At 68.0% G+C, this 15,135-nt stretch carries 13 protein-coding genes; 6 read left to right on the top strand and 7 right to left on the bottom strand.

Annotation, left to right across the window (positions count from 1 at the left end; genetic code table 11):
- The first annotated feature begins 135 nt into the window (after positions 1–135).
- The 5 genes from FBY30_RS01505 to FBY30_RS20775 all read left to right on the top strand — a co-directional run bounded on the left by FBY30_RS01505 (position 136) and on the right by FBY30_RS20775 (position 6,462).
- The gene (locus FBY30_RS01505; protein ID WP_200830613.1) at positions 136–1,881 is read left to right on the top strand and encodes an L-lactate permease; all 1,746 of its coding nucleotides are present in this window, start codon (positions 136–138) and stop codon (positions 1,879–1,881) included.
- A gap of 82 nt (positions 1,882–1,963) precedes the next feature.
- The gene (locus FBY30_RS01510; RefSeq protein WP_142130859.1) at positions 1,964–2,716 is read left to right on the top strand and encodes a FadR/GntR family transcriptional regulator; all 753 of its coding nucleotides are present in this window, start codon (positions 1,964–1,966) and stop codon (positions 2,714–2,716) included.
- 18 nt (positions 2,717–2,734) lie between these two features.
- Positions 2,735–5,563, top strand: coding sequence for an FAD-binding and (Fe-S)-binding domain-containing protein (locus FBY30_RS01515; protein WP_142130860.1), 2,829 nt, complete (start codon positions 2,735–2,737; stop codon positions 5,561–5,563).
- A gap of 232 nt (positions 5,564–5,795) precedes the next feature.
- Positions 5,796–6,308 carry a hypothetical protein gene (locus tag FBY30_RS01520; RefSeq protein WP_235009293.1) on the top strand — a complete coding sequence of 171 codons (513 nt, stop codon included), beginning with the start codon at positions 5,796–5,798 and terminating at the stop codon, positions 6,306–6,308.
- Positions 6,301–6,462, top strand: a complete 162-nt coding sequence (locus FBY30_RS20775) for a hypothetical protein (protein ID WP_200830615.1) — start codon at positions 6,301–6,303, stop codon at positions 6,460–6,462. Before FBY30_RS01520 ends, FBY30_RS20775 begins: the two co-directional genes overlap by 8 nt.
- Positions 6,463–6,465: 3 nt before the next feature.
- On the opposite strand, the gene FBY30_RS01525 is transcribed toward FBY30_RS20775, so the two are convergent.
- The 5 genes from FBY30_RS01525 to FBY30_RS01545 all read right to left on the bottom strand — a co-directional run bounded on the left by FBY30_RS01525 (position 6,466) and on the right by FBY30_RS01545 (position 10,647).
- Positions 6,466–6,768, bottom strand: a complete 303-nt coding sequence (locus FBY30_RS01525; RefSeq protein ID WP_142130861.1) for a hypothetical protein — start codon at positions 6,766–6,768, stop codon at positions 6,466–6,468.
- Between the two features lie 187 nt (positions 6,769–6,955).
- Complete coding sequence (locus FBY30_RS01530; RefSeq protein WP_235009294.1) at positions 6,956–8,053, bottom strand: DUF2891 family protein; 1,098 nt, start codon at positions 8,051–8,053, stop codon at positions 6,956–6,958.
- Positions 8,054–8,075: 22 nt separating this feature from the next.
- Positions 8,076–9,047: a DUF979 domain-containing protein gene (locus FBY30_RS01535; RefSeq protein ID WP_142130863.1), complete on the bottom strand. Its 972-nt coding sequence runs from the start codon at positions 9,045–9,047 to the stop codon at positions 8,076–8,078.
- Positions 9,044–9,757: a DUF969 domain-containing protein gene (locus tag FBY30_RS01540; RefSeq protein ID WP_142130864.1), complete on the bottom strand. Its 714-nt coding sequence runs from the start codon at positions 9,755–9,757 to the stop codon at positions 9,044–9,046. The genes FBY30_RS01535 and FBY30_RS01540 overlap by 4 nt, the downstream gene beginning before the upstream one ends.
- Positions 9,758–9,969: 212 nt before the next feature.
- Positions 9,970–10,647 carry a GntR family transcriptional regulator gene (locus FBY30_RS01545; protein WP_142130865.1) on the bottom strand — a complete coding sequence of 226 codons (678 nt, stop codon included), beginning with the start codon at positions 10,645–10,647 and terminating at the stop codon, positions 9,970–9,972.
- Positions 10,648–10,717: 70 nt separating this feature from the next.
- Here FBY30_RS01545 and FBY30_RS01550 point away from each other — a divergent pair, with 70 nt between their 5' ends.
- Complete coding sequence (locus FBY30_RS01550) at positions 10,718–11,701, top strand: prenyltransferase/squalene oxidase repeat-containing protein (RefSeq protein ID WP_235009295.1); 984 nt, start codon at positions 10,718–10,720, stop codon at positions 11,699–11,701.
- Positions 11,702–11,707: 6 nt separating this feature from the next.
- On the opposite strand, the gene FBY30_RS01555 is transcribed toward FBY30_RS01550, so the two are convergent.
- Together FBY30_RS01555 and FBY30_RS01560 are read right to left on the bottom strand one after the other, a co-directional pair.
- Positions 11,708–13,456: an acetyl/propionyl/methylcrotonyl-CoA carboxylase subunit alpha gene (locus FBY30_RS01555; RefSeq protein ID WP_142130866.1), complete on the bottom strand. Its 1,749-nt coding sequence runs from the start codon at positions 13,454–13,456 to the stop codon at positions 11,708–11,710.
- Positions 13,449–15,134 carry a 5-oxoprolinase/urea amidolyase family protein gene (locus FBY30_RS01560; RefSeq protein ID WP_142130867.1) on the bottom strand — a complete coding sequence of 562 codons (1,686 nt, stop codon included), beginning with the start codon at positions 15,132–15,134 and terminating at the stop codon, positions 13,449–13,451. The genes FBY30_RS01555 and FBY30_RS01560 overlap by 8 nt, the downstream gene beginning before the upstream one ends.
- Position 15,135 lies beyond the last annotated feature (1 nt).

The raw sequence follows: 15,135 nt of genomic DNA on the forward strand, positions 1-15,135 counted from the left end.
CCCCAGCCACTTACAAGCCCGGCCTGGATGGTGAAGCGGCTCACAGGCCAGAGAAATTGTGGGCTACACTTCCGTGGTCGGACCATTGTGGTCTGACCAAACACAACCCCAACACCCTCAATGTGGAGGAACTCTGTGGACCACTTCACCCCCAGCACTGACCCGGTGCTGAACAGCGTCGCCTGGTCGGCCATCGTCGCCTTGCTGCCGCTGCTGACCTTCTTTCTCCTGCTCGCCGTCGCCAAGACCAAAGCCCATGTGGCCGGCGGGTTTGCCCTGCTGGTGGCTTTGGTCGTAGGCATCCTGGCGTTCAAGATGCCGGCCGGCCTGGCGCTCCTGTCCGCAACCCAGGGCGGCGTGTTCGGCGCCTTCCCCGTGCTCTGGATCGTGGTCATGGCCGTCTGGCTGTACCAGGTGACGGTGCTCAGCGGCCGCTTTGAAGATCTCCGCCGGGTCTTCGACGTCATCGGCGGCGGCGACGTCCGCCTGCAGGGTGTCCTCATCGCCTTCTGCTTCGGCGGCCTGCTCGAAGCCCTTGCCGGTTTCGGCGCGCCGGTTGCCATTACCGCCACCATGCTGCTGGCCCTCGGCCTTCCTCCACTGCGCGCCGCCGCCGCCGTCCTGGTGGCCAACACCGCTCCGGTCGCCTTCGGCGCCATGGCCATCCCGATCACTACCGCCGCCGGACTCACCGGCCTGCACGCCACGGACATCGGCGCCATGGTGGGCCGCCAGGCACCCCTGCTGGCAACCTTCGTCCCGCTGATCCTGCTCTTCATCCTGGACGGCCGCAAAGGCCTGAAGGACTGCTGGCCTGCCGCTTTGGTGGTGGGATTCTCCTTCGCCGCAGCGCAGTTCCTCTGCTCCAACTTCTTCTCGTACGAACTCACCGACATCATGGCTTCACTGGTGGGCCTGGGCGCTGCAGTCCTGTTCTTCCGGATGTGGAAGCCCCGGGGCACCGCAGCAGCGCGCGACCGGCTGGGCGTGGCCACGGAGGCCGTTGCCGCCGCCGGAACGCCGGGCAACCACGGTACTCGAAGCGCCGGCCCGGGCAGCGTGGCCACCATGGAGGCTGCCGACGGCGACCGCCTCACCCCTGCACGCACCTGGCTCGCGCTGTTTCCCTACTTCCTGGTCATTGTGGTGTTCGGCATCGCCAAACTCTGGAAGCTCGGCGTCGACCTTCCCGCCGCCCTCGCCGCCACGGACGTCAAAGTCCCGTGGCCAATCCTCCACGACGCCCTGGTGGGCGCCGACGGCAAGCCACTGTCCTCCACGGTCTACGTCTTCCAGTGGCTCTCCAGCCCCGGCACGCTCCTGCTGATCACCGGCCTGATTGTGGCGGTTGTCTACGCCCGCTTTGATGACCGCGGCCGCTTCCCCATGACCGTGGGCAACGCCGTGGCCGAAATCGGGCGGACCATCTTCAAGATGCGCTGGGCGGGCCTCACCATCATTACCGTGCTTGCCCTTGCCTACGTCATGAACAACTCCGGCCAGACGGTCTCGATCGGCGTGTGGCTGGCCGGCACCGGAAGTTTCTTCGCATTCCTCTCCCCCGTCCTCGGCTGGCTGGGCACGGCCGTGACCGGTTCGGACACCTCGGCGAACGCACTCTTTGCCAAGCTGCAGCAGACCGCGGGCGTGAATGCGGGAATCGACCCCAACCTGCTGGTGGCCGGCAACACGGCCGGCGGCGTGGTGGGCAAACTCATCAGCCCGCAAAACCTCGCCATCGCCGCCACCGCCGTCAACCTTGACGGCCAGGAGTCGGTCCTTCTGCGTAAGGTAGTCGGATGGAGCGTGGGGTTGCTTCTGGTGCTGTGCACCATCGTCTACCTGCAGTCCACCCCAGTCCTGGGCTGGATGCTCCCCTAGCCCACTGCCCGCGGTCCACTAACCGCGAAAAACCGGAGTGCGGGTCCCCCGGCCCGCACTCCCCCACCCCGGAGGATCGCCCGTGACAACCGCCGCAGCCGGAGCAGCCCCCCGCCGTCGAACCCATGACGCGCTGCTGAAAGACATCGAAGCGGACCTGCGGGCCGGCAAGATCAAGGTCGGCGACCGGCTCCCCGGCGAACGGACCCTGGCGGAAAACTATGGAATCTCCAGGGCGTCCGTCCGCGAAGCCATCCGGATCCTCGACGCCATGGGCGTGGTCCGCAGCTCGGTGGGCTCCGGCCCCACCTCCGGTGCCATCGTCGTTTCCGATCCGTCGGCCGGGCTCTCCTCCGCGCTCCGGCTGCACGTCGCCAGCAACCGCCTGCCGGTCGAGGACATCGTCCAAACGCGCATCCTCCTGGAAACCTGGACTGCCCGTGCCGGCGCCGCACGCGAAGGCGGCGACGCGGAGCGGAAACAGGCAGCCCAGCTGCTGGAGGCCATGGACCAGTCGCAGCTGGACCGGGCAACGTTCCACGAGCTGGATGCCCGGTTCCACGTGGCACTGAGTTCGCTTGCAGGCAACGAGGTGATGGCCACCATCATGGAGTCCCTCAGCGGTTCGATCGTCGACTATGTCAAGGGATCCATGGACGCCATGGAGGACTGGCCGGACGTCCTGGAAGTCCTGCGCACCCAACACCACGGGATCTTCGATGCCGTCCAGTCCCGCGACGGCGAGCTCGCCGCGCGGCTGCTGCGCGAACACATCGAATGGTTCTACCAGCGGGCCGGGGACGCCAAGCCGCCCCAGCCACACACCAATACCTAAGTTTTCTTGGAGTTACGCATGCGAACCGCAACGGCAGGAGCCGAATCCCTTATCGACCAGCTGGAGCTGGATACCGTCAGCAGGCGGGACCTGGACCGCCACGCCATGGCACACGACGCCTCGCACTACCTCCTGGTCCCGCAGGGGGTGGCCACTCCACGCGATGCTGCCGACGTCGGCGCCCTGCTGCGGCGCAGCCGGGAGCTCGGGCTTCCCGCCACCTTCCGGTCCGGCGGCACCAGCCTGTCCGGCCAGGCCCTGAGCGACAGCTTATTGATCAACACCCGCCAGCACTTCCGCGGCGTTGAGGTGCTCGACGGCGGCACCCGGGTCCGCGTGCAGCCCGGCGCCACGGTGCGCAGCGTCAATGCCCGGCTGGCCGCGTTTGGACGCAAGCTCGGCCCGGATCCCGCCAGCGAAATCGCCTGCACCGTGGGTGGCGTCATCGCCAACAACTCCTCCGGGATGGCCTGCGGCACCGAGTTCAACACCTACCGGACACTGGAATCAATGGTGCTGGTGTTGCCTTCCGGCACTGTCATCGACACCGCTGATGCCGATGCCGACCGGCGGCTGCGTGAGCTGGAACCGGACCTCCACGAGGGCCTGCTGAGGCTGCGCCGCCGGGTGGTGGGAAACGATCAGTCCGTCCGCATCATCCGTTCACTGTTCTCCATGAAGAACACCATGGGCTACGGCGTGAACTCCTTCCTGGACTACGAACGCCCCATCGACATCCTGATGCACCTCATGATCGGCAGCGAGGGAACCCTCGGCTTCGTGGCCGAGGCCGTCTTCCGCACCATCGAGGTCAAACCCGCCGTCGCCACCGGGCTGCTGGTCTTCAACACCCTCGGCGCAGCGATGGGAGCCCTGCCGGACCTGGTGGCCACCGGCCTCGCCACCATCGAACTCATGGACGCGGCAGCGCTGAAGGTGGCCCAGGCTGCCGCCGACGCCCCCGCCGCCATCAGCACCCTGCCGGTCCAGGGGCACGCCGCACTGCTGGTTGAACACCAGGGCTCGGACGCCGCCGAGCTGTCCGGCAAGCGCGCAGGGTCGCAGCGGCTGTTCGATTCGCTGGACCTGGCCACACCCTTCGGACTGACCTCGGACCCGAAAGACCGGGCCGCCCTTTGGCACGTGCGCAAAGGCCTGTACACGGCCGTGGCCGGCGCCCGCCCGTCGGGAACCAATGCGCTGCTGGAGGACATCGTGGTCCCGGTTCCCGCCCTCGCGGGCACGTGCGGCGAACTGACGCGGCTCTTCCAAGAGCACCAGTACAAGGAATCGGTGATCTTCGGGCACGCCAAGGACGGAAACGTCCACTTCATGCTCAACGAGCGCTTCGATGATCCGGCCCAACTGCTGCGCTACCAGGCCTTCACCGATGAAATGGTGGACCTGGTCCTCGGCGCCGGCGGTTCACTCAAGGCCGAGCACGGCACCGGCCGCATCATGGCGCCCTTCGTCCGCCGCCAGTACGGCGACGAGCTCTATGCAGTGATGCGGGAAATCAAGCGGCTGATCGACCCGCCCAACCTCCTGAACCCGGGCGTGCTGCTCGCCGAGGAGCCCCTCTCCTACATCGAGAACCTGAAGGTGGCCCCCACCGTCGAGAAGGAAGTGGACCGCTGCGTCGAGTGCGGGTACTGCGAACCGGTGTGCCCCAGCAAGGACATCACGCTTACTCCGCGCCAACGCATCGTGCTTCGGCGCGACATCGCTGCCGCTGAGCAACGCGGCGACCACGCCCTCGCCGCCAACCTGCGCAAGGACTACGACTACGACGGCGTGCAGACCTGCGCGGCGGACGGCATGTGCGTCACCGCCTGCCCGGTGCTGATCAACACCGGGGACCTGGTGCGGCGGCTGCGCAAGGAAAACGCCAACACGCTCGCCGCGGCCGGCTGGAACAAGGCCGCCGAAAACTGGGGCGCCGTGACCGCCGGCGGCGGACTGGCGCTCACTGTAGCCAAGACCCTGCCGGCGCCGCTGCCCAAGGCCGCCACCGCCGTCGGCCGTGCCCTGCTGGGGACGGAGACGGTGCCCGCCTACACTGCCGTACTGCCCAGGGGCGGTTCGAAGCGCAGCGCACGCCCGGACCCGGACAGCATCGCCGTGTTCTTCCCCGCCTGTATTGGCACCATGTTCGGCCCGGCGGATGCTGCCGGAGGCGCCGGGAAGGGTTCGGCCCAGGCCTTCCTGGACCTCTGCGAGCGGGCTGGTGTGCGGGTCAGCGTTCCGGAAGGGATCGAGAGCCTGTGCTGCGGCACGCCGTGGAAGTCCAAGGGCTTCTCCCAGGGCTACGACGCCATGGCCGCCAAAGTCCTGGACGGGCTCTACGAGGCCAGCGGCCGGGGCAACCTGCCAGTGGTATGCGATGCCGCCTCCTGCACCGAAGGCCTGGACACCATGAAGCGCCTGGCGGCTGCTGGCGAAGAGCGGTACGCCGGGCTGCGCTTTGTTGACTCGGTGGAGTTCGTGCACCAGCACGTTCTGGGCCGGCTCACGGTGACCGCCCCGCTGAATTCCATCGCCCTGCACCCCACGTGCTCGTCCACCCAGCTGGGGACAAACCCGGCCCTGCTCGAGATCGCCGGGGCCGTAACGGACGACGTGTTCGTGCCGCTGAACTGGGGTTGCTGCGCGTTCGCGGGCGACCGCGGCCTGCTTCATCCGGAACTGACGGACTCCGCAACCGACCGGCAGGCCCGCGAGATCAACGAGCGGGAGTTCGACGCCTACGCCTCCACCAACCGCACCTGCGAGCTGGGAATGTCCAAGGCGACCGGCCACCCGTACCGCCACCTGCTGGAAATCCTCGAGGAGGCCACCAGGCCCTGAGGCATTTCGCTAGACTGGCCGGGCAAGGACGGATTGGGGGATGCAGGGCGGTGGCGCCGCTGTTTTGCCTGGTCGGTCGCAGCCAGCGGACCCAGGACCACCGATGACTTTCTTCCAGGACTTTCCCGTCCCTCCCCTGCCGCCCCGGCCTCGGAACACCAGGCACGTCCCGCCCCCATGGGTAGCCGCTCCCGCTTATGAAGTGCCGGCTGTTGTCCATTTGGGCAGGTTCGTGAGCCGGACTCCCAGTATCGTCGTGGCGCTCAAAAGCGCGGACGTATTCTCCACTGGCTGCCTGTTCAACCTGTCCTGGGTCTTCCGGAGGGCGGACCAGACGGAGGAGGACTGGGCCGAACTGCAGCACCTGTTCTTTCATCAGGGCAGGGGCTTTCGCGGCGGCAGCGGGAGGCAGAGCGGACTCCTGTTCGGCGTCGAATTCCCTGACGGTTCAAAGGCCAGCACCGGCAGCCAGCTACCCTACGGATTGATGGAACCGGGCACCAACCCGGAACCTCCAGTCCTGGCCCTGAACGGCGGCGGGGGCGGCGGGGGCGATGAGGAGTTCTCCGGCAGCGGGACGCTCTGGCTGTGGCCGCTTCCCCCGGCCGGGGATCTCCGGCTGGTTGCCCAGTGGACGGATTTCGGTTTGGAGGAAACGTCCCTCATGCTCGACGGCGGCGCCTTGCGGAGCGCCGCGGCGTCCGTTCAGCCGTACTGGCCGGAGGAGGGGCACACTGATGGGTGACCTGACTGGGCTTGTCCTGTTTGCGCTCTTCGGAGCGATCTTCTTCTACCTCCTGTACGGCGTAATCCGCGCCGCGGTCCGCGACGGCATCCTCCAGGCGGACGAACGGCGCAGGCGCCGTGCTGCGGAACAGCCGGAACGGCTCGGCGGCTAACGGTCAGGAGGCGGCCGAGGCGTGCTCCGGTGCCGCAGCCTCGTCCGAAAGCGCGGACACGATGCTGCCGTAGCCCTGCAGGAACATTCGCCGGCCCTGGCCTTCGTCGGTCCACACCCAGATGATGGAGTAGTCGGAGGTCACCGCATCCACTACGCCGGTGCCGGCCAGGGTTCCTTCGGCGAAACGGACCCTGTCCCCCACCGCCAGCCGCGGATGCCTGGTCCGCTTCCTTCGAGGCCGGGGCGGTGCTGTTTTTCCTGCCATCGCAGGGTCTGACAGGCAGGTGCTGGTGTGCTGGCGCATCGGTTTCCTCTGGCTCGCGTGCGGACGGTCAGCTCATTACGACCCTGCCCGCTGCTCCCAGGTCACGCACTTCGGCGTGGTGCAGCAAGACTAACGCGGCGGTGCTCCCGGATGCCCAAACGGCCCCCTCGGAACGGAATGTGACTGCTCCGTTCCCAGGGGGCCGATTGGGTGCCGTAAAGGAAATTCAGTCCAGCGCCGCCACGGATCCCAGCGCGTCCCACGCGAAGCTGGCCAGCCAGTGGGTGGACATGAAGTCGCCGCTCTCCAGCCCGTGGAGTCCGGCCTTCAGCAGGGGGTCCAGCGCCTCGTTCAGTACAGCCGCAGCAGTGGAGGCCTCCGGGCTGGCGGATTCCCGAAGCGTGGCGATGATCCTGGCCACCTGTCCGGCGCGGGTCAGGTTCAGCCCGTGGAGGTGTACCAGGTACCCGTCGGTTTCATCCGTGACGCTGACCGGCTGCAGGATGCGCGACTCCGCGGAAAGCTCCGGAAGGAACCTTGCGAACCATGCAGCGAACTCATCAGCGGTCAGCACGCGGCGCATCAGGTCCGCCTCGCTGAGTCCTGCGGAAAGGAAGTCCTGGCCGCTCAGTTCCCAGTCACCCGGCCATCCGCGGTCGTTCGCGAACCAGGTGCGGGCCGCCTCCTCGCACGCCGCGGCAGCATCAGCCCGGCCCAAAGACCGGAACGCATCCAGCATGTAGCCCACACCGAAGGCTGCATTGGTGTGCAGCCCGTGCCGTACGGGGTACTGGGCCTTCTGCATCCACGCGGTGCTGAGGTCCGCCACGGCATCAACCAGTGGCTCCAGGGCGGTGCCCCACTCACGCAACTGCGCGTCGGAGGACGCGGAACAGGTGGCGGCCAACCGCATCAGCCACGCCCAGCCGTACGGCCGCTCCCAGGATGGGTTGGCCAGCAGATAGTCCCGCTCCACCGCCAGCTTGGCCGGGGTCAGGTTGGCGCCCAGCGCTTCCCTCAGCGACGCGTCGGTGGGGCCGTCTACCCAGGCCGCCGCGCCGCCGTCGGACGCTCCCTCTGGAGCAGCCCCACCAAGGGGTGACCCGGGGGTGCCGCCCAGCAGGCTGGCTCCCAGCCAGTGCATGTGCACGCAGGAGTGCCAGTCAAAGGAGGTGTAGAACGCCGGGTGGATCTGCTCCGGCGTGGGCCGGTCCTCGGCGGAAACCTGGGTGTGATGCGCCGAGTGCGGGAAAGGCTCGGAGAGGTTGCCCAGCACCACGGCAGCATAGTCCGGTGCCGCCTGTACGCGAAGATCGTTGTCCATCATGCTCCTTTTGTGGAGAGGGTTAGTGGAAGGCCAGGAAGTACATCAGCGCGATGTTGACCGCCAGCAGCGGGATGGCCGTGCCCACCTGCGCCGTGATGACGCCGTACTTGTTCTTCATCTCCAGCAGCGCGGACGGCACCAGGTTGAAGTTGGCAGCCATGGGGGTGCAGAGCGTGCCGCAGAAGCCGGCCAGCATGCCGATGGCGAAGATGATGGCGGGGTCGCCGTGGAAGGTCTGCACCAGCACCGGCCAGCCGATGGCCGCGGTCATGATCGGGAAGGCGGCGAAGCCGTTGCCCATCAGCACGGTGAAGAGGAACATGCCGATGCAGTAGACCAGCACGCCGGCGATCAGCGAGCCCTTGGGCAGGAGCCCGGAGGCCAGGTTGCCCACGGCGGTGCCCACGCCGGCCTTGGTGAAGAGGATGCCGAGCGTGGTGAGCATCTGGGGCAGCAGCGCGGCCCAGCCGATGGATTCCAGGATGCGGCGGCTTTCGAAGATGGGCGTGGCCGGGTTCTTCGGCTTCAGGATCACAAGGGCGACGACGACGGCGGCTACGGCGCCGATGGCCAGGGCTACCAGCGTGGTGTTCTTGGGGTCGAGCAGCGGGGTGCCGCCGATGTTCAGCACGGGCGCGGCCAGCACCAGGATCACGGTGACCAGCGGCAGCGTCAGGGCCGGGATGAACAGCTTGTTGCCAAAGCGCTTGGCGTAGGACTCACGCTCGGGGCCGGTGGAGGTGCGGGGCTTGCCGTGGCCCAGCAGGCCGGTGGAGGCCAGCACCACCAGGACCAGGACGGCGACGCCCAGGATCCAGCCCGGTGCGGTGCCTGCCTGGACCCAGGTGCTGTAGAAGAAGCACAGGCCCAGGATGCCCCAGAAGGCGGAGCTGCCCCAGCGGCGGGGGTGGTTGGTGTCGGCGGCAATCAGGGATGCCCAGGCGACGAACAGAATGCCGATCAGCCAGTAGACGGCTTCAACGTTGATCATTTGGCTTCTCCTGCGGCTTCCTTCGGGGCGGTGAGCTCGTACTCGCGGTATTCCTTGTCCAGTTGCTTGTCCAGGCGCAGGAGCCGGAAGCCGTGGATGAGGAACGCTGCGATGGCGGTGGGGATGGCCCACAGGGCCAGCTGGAGCGGCTCCAGGTGGAGGTGGTACGTGGTGTCAACGAACGTGGTGATCAGCAGGATGGAGCCGACGGCGACGAACACGTCCTCGCCGAAGAACACGCCCACGTTGTCCGCACCGGCGGAGTGGCCCTTGATCTTCTCGCTGATCTTTTCCGGCACGTGGCCGTAGCGGCGCAGCGCGGCGCCCTCGGCCATGGGGAACACCAGCGGGCGGACGGTCTGGGCGTGGCCGCCGATGCTGTTCAGGCCCACGGCGGCGGTGATCTGGCGGACGGCCAGGTAACCGATGAGCACGCGGCCTGCGGTCAGCTTGGCCAGGCGGCCGATGAGGACCTTGGCCTGCTCCTGCAGCCCGAAGAATTCGATGATGCCCACCACCGGCAGCACCGCCACGAAGATGGTGACCGAGCGGCTGCTGGCAAAGCCGGTGCCGAACGCATCGAGGATCTGCGCGGGGTTCATGCCGCCCAGCAGTGCGGTGACGATGCCGGCGACGGTGACGACAATCAGGGGGTTCAGGCGGATGGCGAAGCCAACGATCACCAGCAGCACCCCGATGAGTACAAGCATGACTATCCCTTCCCAGGGGACCCGTAACGGGTCTTTCAAAGTGGGGGCCGGCGCGTCTGTGCGGTTGGTCGTTGGGTGTGACGGCGCCGAGGGGCGGGAGCCCCGGTTGCGTTGGGACTGCAGGGTTGTGTGAGCTGCAGAACAACGGTGTGATCTAAAGCATAGCTTTTTGTTCAACAATCCTGCAACCCCCTGTAGGAGGGGTTTGGTTCCTAGCGGCCGACGGCGTCCAGCAGTTGGGCCTCGGCGCGGTCCAGGTAGGTGGCCAGGAAGTCCGCTGCCGCGGCTTTGTCCCCCGACTCCAGGAGTTCCACGATGTGCGCGTTGTCCTCCACGTAGGGCTCGTGGAAGGCCGGGTTGGCAGCCATGGAGTGGAACACCAGGCGCATCTCGGCCAGGACCTGGTCCATCAGGCTGTTGAGCCGTTCGCTGCCGGCGCGGTCCACGATGGCGCGGTGGAAGTGTTGGTTGGCGCCGGCCATGCCGGGAATGTCTCCTTCCGCGGCGGCGGCCCTGGCGGCTTTGATGATGGCCGGCAGCGGCTCGATGGAGGTTTCGCCGGACCACAGCACCGCGGCCGGCTCCAGGAAGCGGCGCACCCGGTAGATCTCGCGGATGTCGTCCGCGGTGGGGTGGGCCACGAAGACGCCGCGGTTGGGGATGCGGGTGACGATGTGCTCGGCGTGCAGCGCGGTGAACGCCTCGCGCAGGGTGTTGCGGGACACGCCGAGGGCCTCGCGGAGGGCTTCCTCCGCGAGCTTGGAACCTGGCTTGAGCAGGCCGGCCTCGATGCGGCTGCGCAGCTGGGCGGCCACCCAGAGGCCCGTTTCGGCGTGCTTGGTGGTCCTGGCTTGGGCTTGGAGATCGGCCAGTACCTCGTCAAACGTCATGGCACCACGATATCGGGCAGGAGACCGTTGACCCTGTCCGCGTCGGACGTACTCCGCCATGATGGTGTCCATGACGTGGCTTGACGGCCTCCGCTTCGACCCGATCGCCCCGTTGCTGTCGAGTGGACACCCCGCCGTGCGCTTCTGGGCCATCCGCGGGTTCCTCCCCGAATCGGCAGGGCTGCCCGCCGCCACAGCCGGTGCACCGGGCGAGGAACTCTGGGACCTGCCGCCCGTGCGCCGGATCCTGCGGCGCCAGGCGGCCAACGGATCGTGGACCTACCCGGGACGACGGCCCCGCGCCAGCACGGAATACGACCTGCTGGAGACCTACCGGCAACTTGGGTTTCTCGTGGAGATGTTCGGGATCACGCACCCGCATCCGGCTCTCGCCGCAGCCGCTGAATACGTGCTCGCACACCAAACCGGCCAAGGTGATCTTCGAGGGATCTATGGCAACCAGGTGTCTCCCAACTACACGGCCGCCCTGATCGGACTGCTCAGCAAAGCGGGGTACAGCGAGGATCCGCGCGTGGAACGGGCGTTCAGCTGGCTTGAGGCCTCGCGGCAGGACGACGGCGGCTGGGCCCTTCCGCTCCGCACCCGGGGCAGGAAACTCGACGCGCTCGACGACCCGCACACCATTACCGGCGACCCTGCTCAGCCGTTTTCGCACCTGGTCACCGGGATCGTGCTCAGGGCGTACGCGGCCCACCCCAAGCACCGCGACAGCACCTCCGCCCAAAAGGCTGCGGAATTGCTGGCGGCCCGCTTCTTCGAGCCGGACGTCTATCCGGACAAGGGCCGTGCCGTCGACTGGACCGAGTTCAGCTTTCCCTTTTGGATGACGGACCTCGTTTCCGCCCTGGACGCCATCAGCATCATCCGTCCCGGCTTCAGGTCAGAAAAAACCGACCGGGCGCGCCACTGGCTGGCCGCGCACCAGGAACCTTCCGGGTTGTTCACCGTCCACCTGCTCCGTGACAGGTTCCACGACCTCCAGCTCTGGTTCAGTCTCGCAGTGAGCCGCGTGTTCGCGCGTATGCGCTCCTGAGGCGCGTCAGGAAATAGTGGCGAGCACCTGGCCGGGCCCCACGGAGTCTCCCGCAGCAGCGAACTGCTCTCCCAGCGTGCCGGCACGGTGGGCGGCGACGGCGGTCTCCATCTTCATGGCTTCGAGCACCAGCACCGTCTCGCCTTCCTCAACGCTGGCCCCGGGCGCAGCCAGCCACTTGACCAAGGTGCCGGCCATGGTTGCCAGCAGGTCGCCGTCGTTCTTCTCTGTCTGGTTCTCAGCGTGGCTCTCCTGAGCGTCCGCAGCCCGCCGGCCGCCGCCGTCGAGCAGGGAGTCCAGCAGCGCCTTGGGGAGCCCAAGCTCCATCCGTTTGCCGTCCACCTCGATGCCGATGGTCCGGCGCGGCTCCTCCGGAGCGGCCGGGCTGAACGCAGGATCCGCGTCGAGGGCGGTGGTGAACTCGTTTTCGATCCAGGTGGTGTAGACGTTCAGGTCATCCGTGCCGGTGAAGTCCGGGGCGTCAACCACCGCGCGGTGGAAGGGCAGCACGGTCGCCAGGCCGCCGATCCGGAACTCGCGCAGGGCGCGGCGGGCTCGGCGGAGGGCCTGCTGCCGGTCGGCGCCGGTGACCACCAGCTTGGCCAGCAGGGAATCGAACTGGCCGGGGACCACGGAGCCGGCGCGGACCCCGGTGTCCAGGCGGATTCCGGGGCCGGTGGGCACCTCAAACCCGGTGACCGCGCCCGGGGACGGCAGGAAGCCGCGGCCCGGATCCTCAGCGTTGATCCGGAACTCAAACGCGTGGCCGCGCGGTTCCGGATCCTCCAGGACGGGAAGCTTCTCCCCCGCCGCAATGGCCAACTGGGCGGCCACCAGGTCCACGCCCGAGGTCTCCTCGGTGATGGGGTGCTCCACCTGCAGACGGGTGTTGACCTCCAGGAAGCTCAGGAAGCCGCTGCCGTCGAGCAGGTACTCCACCGTGCCCGCGCCGACGTAGCCGGCCTCGCGGCAGATGGCCTTGGCGGAGGCGTGGATTTCGGCCCGCTGTTCGGGGGTGAGGAAGGGTGCGGGGGCCTCCTCCACGAGTTTCTGGTGGCGGCGCTGCAGCGAGCAGTCACGGGTGCCCACCACCACCACATTGCCGTGCGTGTCCGCGATGACCTGGGCCTCCACATGGCGGGGCCGGTCCAGGAACTTCTCCACGTAGCATTCGCTGCGGCCAAAGGCGGCCAGGGATTCGCGCACCGCGGAGTCGAAGCTTTCCTCGATGTCGGCCAGGTTCCGGACCACCTTGAGGCCGCGACCGCCGCCGCCGAAGGCAGCCTTGATGGCCACGGGCAGGCCCACCTGTTCGGCGAAGGCGCGCACTTCTTCGGCGCTGTCCACGGGGCCGTCACTGCCGGGGGCCAGCGGGGCTCCGGCGCGGACTGCCACCTCGCGGGCGCTGACCTTGTCGCCCAGCAGCCGGATGGTCTCCGGGGAGGGGCCGATCCAGGTCAGGCCGGCATCCGTGACGGCCTGGGCGAAGGAGGCGTTTTCGGACAGGAAGCCATAGCCGGGGTGGACGGCGTCGGCACCGCTCTTTTGGGCTATTGCGAGGATTTTCTCGATGTCCAGGTAGGTTTCCTGGGGCCTGGTTCCTGCCAGCGAGTAGGCCTCGGTGGCAGCCTGGACGTGGAGCGCGTCGGCGTCCGGGTCTGCGTAGACGGCCACGCTTTCCAGGCCTGCATCATCGCAGGCCCGGGCAATCCGGACGGCGATTTCGCCGCGGTTGGCAATGAGGACTTTACGCATGGGAGCTTTCCTTAAGTGTGTCGGGCAGTTCTGCCGGAGGCGCTGCAGCGGCGAACCGCACGGAGGTGCCAGGGGGAAGTTGGGCGGCCTTGTCCAGGTCCGCGTGGACGACGACGGCAATCACCGGGTACCCGCCGGTCACCGGGTGGTCGGAGAGGAAGAGGACGGGCTGGCCTTCGGGCGGCACCTGGACGGCGCCGCGGACGGTTCCTTCGCTGGACAGTTCGCCGTCCCGGCTGCGGGTCAGCGCCTGGCCGTTGAGGCGCAGGCCGATCCGGTTGGACTGGGGCGTGACGGTCCACTCCTGGTTCAGGAAGTCCTGCAGGGTGTCGTTGCTGAACCAGTCCTGCCGCGGTCCGGGGACCACGCGCAGTACGGTGGCGTTGTCCTGGTCCGGGAGGGGAGACAGCTCAGGGTGGCCCACCACGCTGCCGGACTTCGGGACGTGGACGGGCAGGACGGTGCCGGCCTGAAGCGGTTCGGGGCCAACTCCTGACATGGTGTCCGTGGACCGGCTGCCCAGGGCTTCGGGGCCGCCGATTCCGCCACGGACGCCCAGGTAGGAACGGAGGCCCCTGGTGGCGTTGCCGATTGTGAGCTTCTCCCCGGCCAGCAGCGCGAAGGGGGCGTCGCACGCGGGGTGCCGCGCCGCCGTCGCGCTCTGTGCTTTACTGCCGGGCGCGATCTCCAGCGGGACCTCTGCTCCGGTCACTGCGAGGACCTGGTCGGTGAGGGCTTCCAGCTCGAGTCCGCCGAAGAGGAGTTCGATCCCCGCTTCGCCTTCGGTGTTGCCCACCAGGCGGTTGGCGCGGCGCAGTGCCCCGCGGTCCATGGCACCGGCGCTGCTGACGCCCAAGGACGCGAAGCCGGGGCGGCCCAGGTCCTGGACAGTGGCCTGAAGCCCAGGCTTGCGGACGATAAGGCCCGCGCCGGGTGCGGCCGTTGACAGATCATCTGCCGGCTGGAGTTCTTCCGGTCGCCTGGATTCTGCCTGCTGAGGTACTGTCACCGTCGCCTGCGCCCGGACGCCCTTGAACCTGACGGTATCCCCGGGACGGATCAGGGCGGGGTTCTCCCGGCCGAGGTCCCACATCACGGCATCGGTGCGGCCGATCAGCTGCCAGCCGCCCGGCGACTGCCGTGGGTAAACCGCCGAGAAGGCGCCTCCAAGCGCGACGGCGCCCGCGGGCACAGCGGTTCGCGGTGACCGGCGGCGGGGAACCTCCAAGCTGGGATTTTCACCGGTGAGGTAGGCGAAACCTGGCGCAAAGCCGGCAAAGGCAGCAGTCCAAAGCTGGCCCGTGTGGGCGGCCACCACCGCCTCCCGGCCCAGGCCGGTGAGCGACGCCACCTCGTCCAGGTCCTCGCCGTCGTACACCACGTCAATGGTGACCAGCGCGCTCTCGATCTCAGCAGGCGCGTCGAGGTCAAGGCTGCGCACGTGCGCGGCCAGTCCCCGGACAGCCTGGGGCGAATCCGCGGTCACCAGGACGGTGGCCGCGGCAGCGATGACGTCGATCTGGCCCGGCTGCGGGTGGGCAGTGAGCTGGGCCTGGAGGCTGAGCACGGCGTCCAGGGATGAGAGCTCAACCAGGATGGCACGGTCCCCGGCCGGGCGGATGCCGGTCACTTCCGCATGGACGGACTTATTGTCCGACTGCTGCTGCGTGGCGGTCATG

Source organism: Arthrobacter sp. SLBN-83 (assembly GCF_006715285.1).
GTDB lineage: Bacteria > Actinomycetota > Actinomycetes > Actinomycetales > Micrococcaceae > Arthrobacter.

Coding starts and splice junctions, on each gene's coding strand:
- FBY30_RS01515 (WP_142130860.1), top strand. CDS start 2,735: ATGCGAACCGCAACGGCAGGAGCCGAATCCCTTATCGACCAGCTGGAG.
- FBY30_RS20775 (WP_200830615.1), top strand. CDS start 6,301: ATGGGTGACCTGACTGGGCTTGTCCTGTTTGCGCTCTTCGGAGCGATC.
- FBY30_RS01525 (WP_142130861.1), bottom strand. CDS start 6,768: ATGCGCCAGCACACCAGCACCTGCCTGTCAGACCCTGCGATGGCAGGA.
- FBY30_RS01530 (WP_235009294.1), bottom strand. CDS start 8,053: ATGGACAACGATCTTCGCGTACAGGCGGCACCGGACTATGCTGCCGTG.
- FBY30_RS01535 (WP_142130863.1), bottom strand. CDS start 9,047: ATGATCAACGTTGAAGCCGTCTACTGGCTGATCGGCATTCTGTTCGTC.
- FBY30_RS01540 (WP_142130864.1), bottom strand. CDS start 9,757: ATGCTTGTACTCATCGGGGTGCTGCTGGTGATCGTTGGCTTCGCCATC.
- FBY30_RS01545 (WP_142130865.1), bottom strand. CDS start 10,647: ATGACGTTTGACGAGGTACTGGCCGATCTCCAAGCCCAAGCCAGGACC.
- FBY30_RS01550 (WP_235009295.1), top strand. CDS start 10,718: ATGACGTGGCTTGACGGCCTCCGCTTCGACCCGATCGCCCCGTTGCTG.
- FBY30_RS01555 (WP_142130866.1), bottom strand. CDS start 13,456: ATGCGTAAAGTCCTCATTGCCAACCGCGGCGAAATCGCCGTCCGGATT.
- FBY30_RS01560 (WP_142130867.1), bottom strand. CDS start 15,134: ATGACCGCCACGCAGCAGCAGTCGGACAATAAGTCCGTCCATGCGGAA.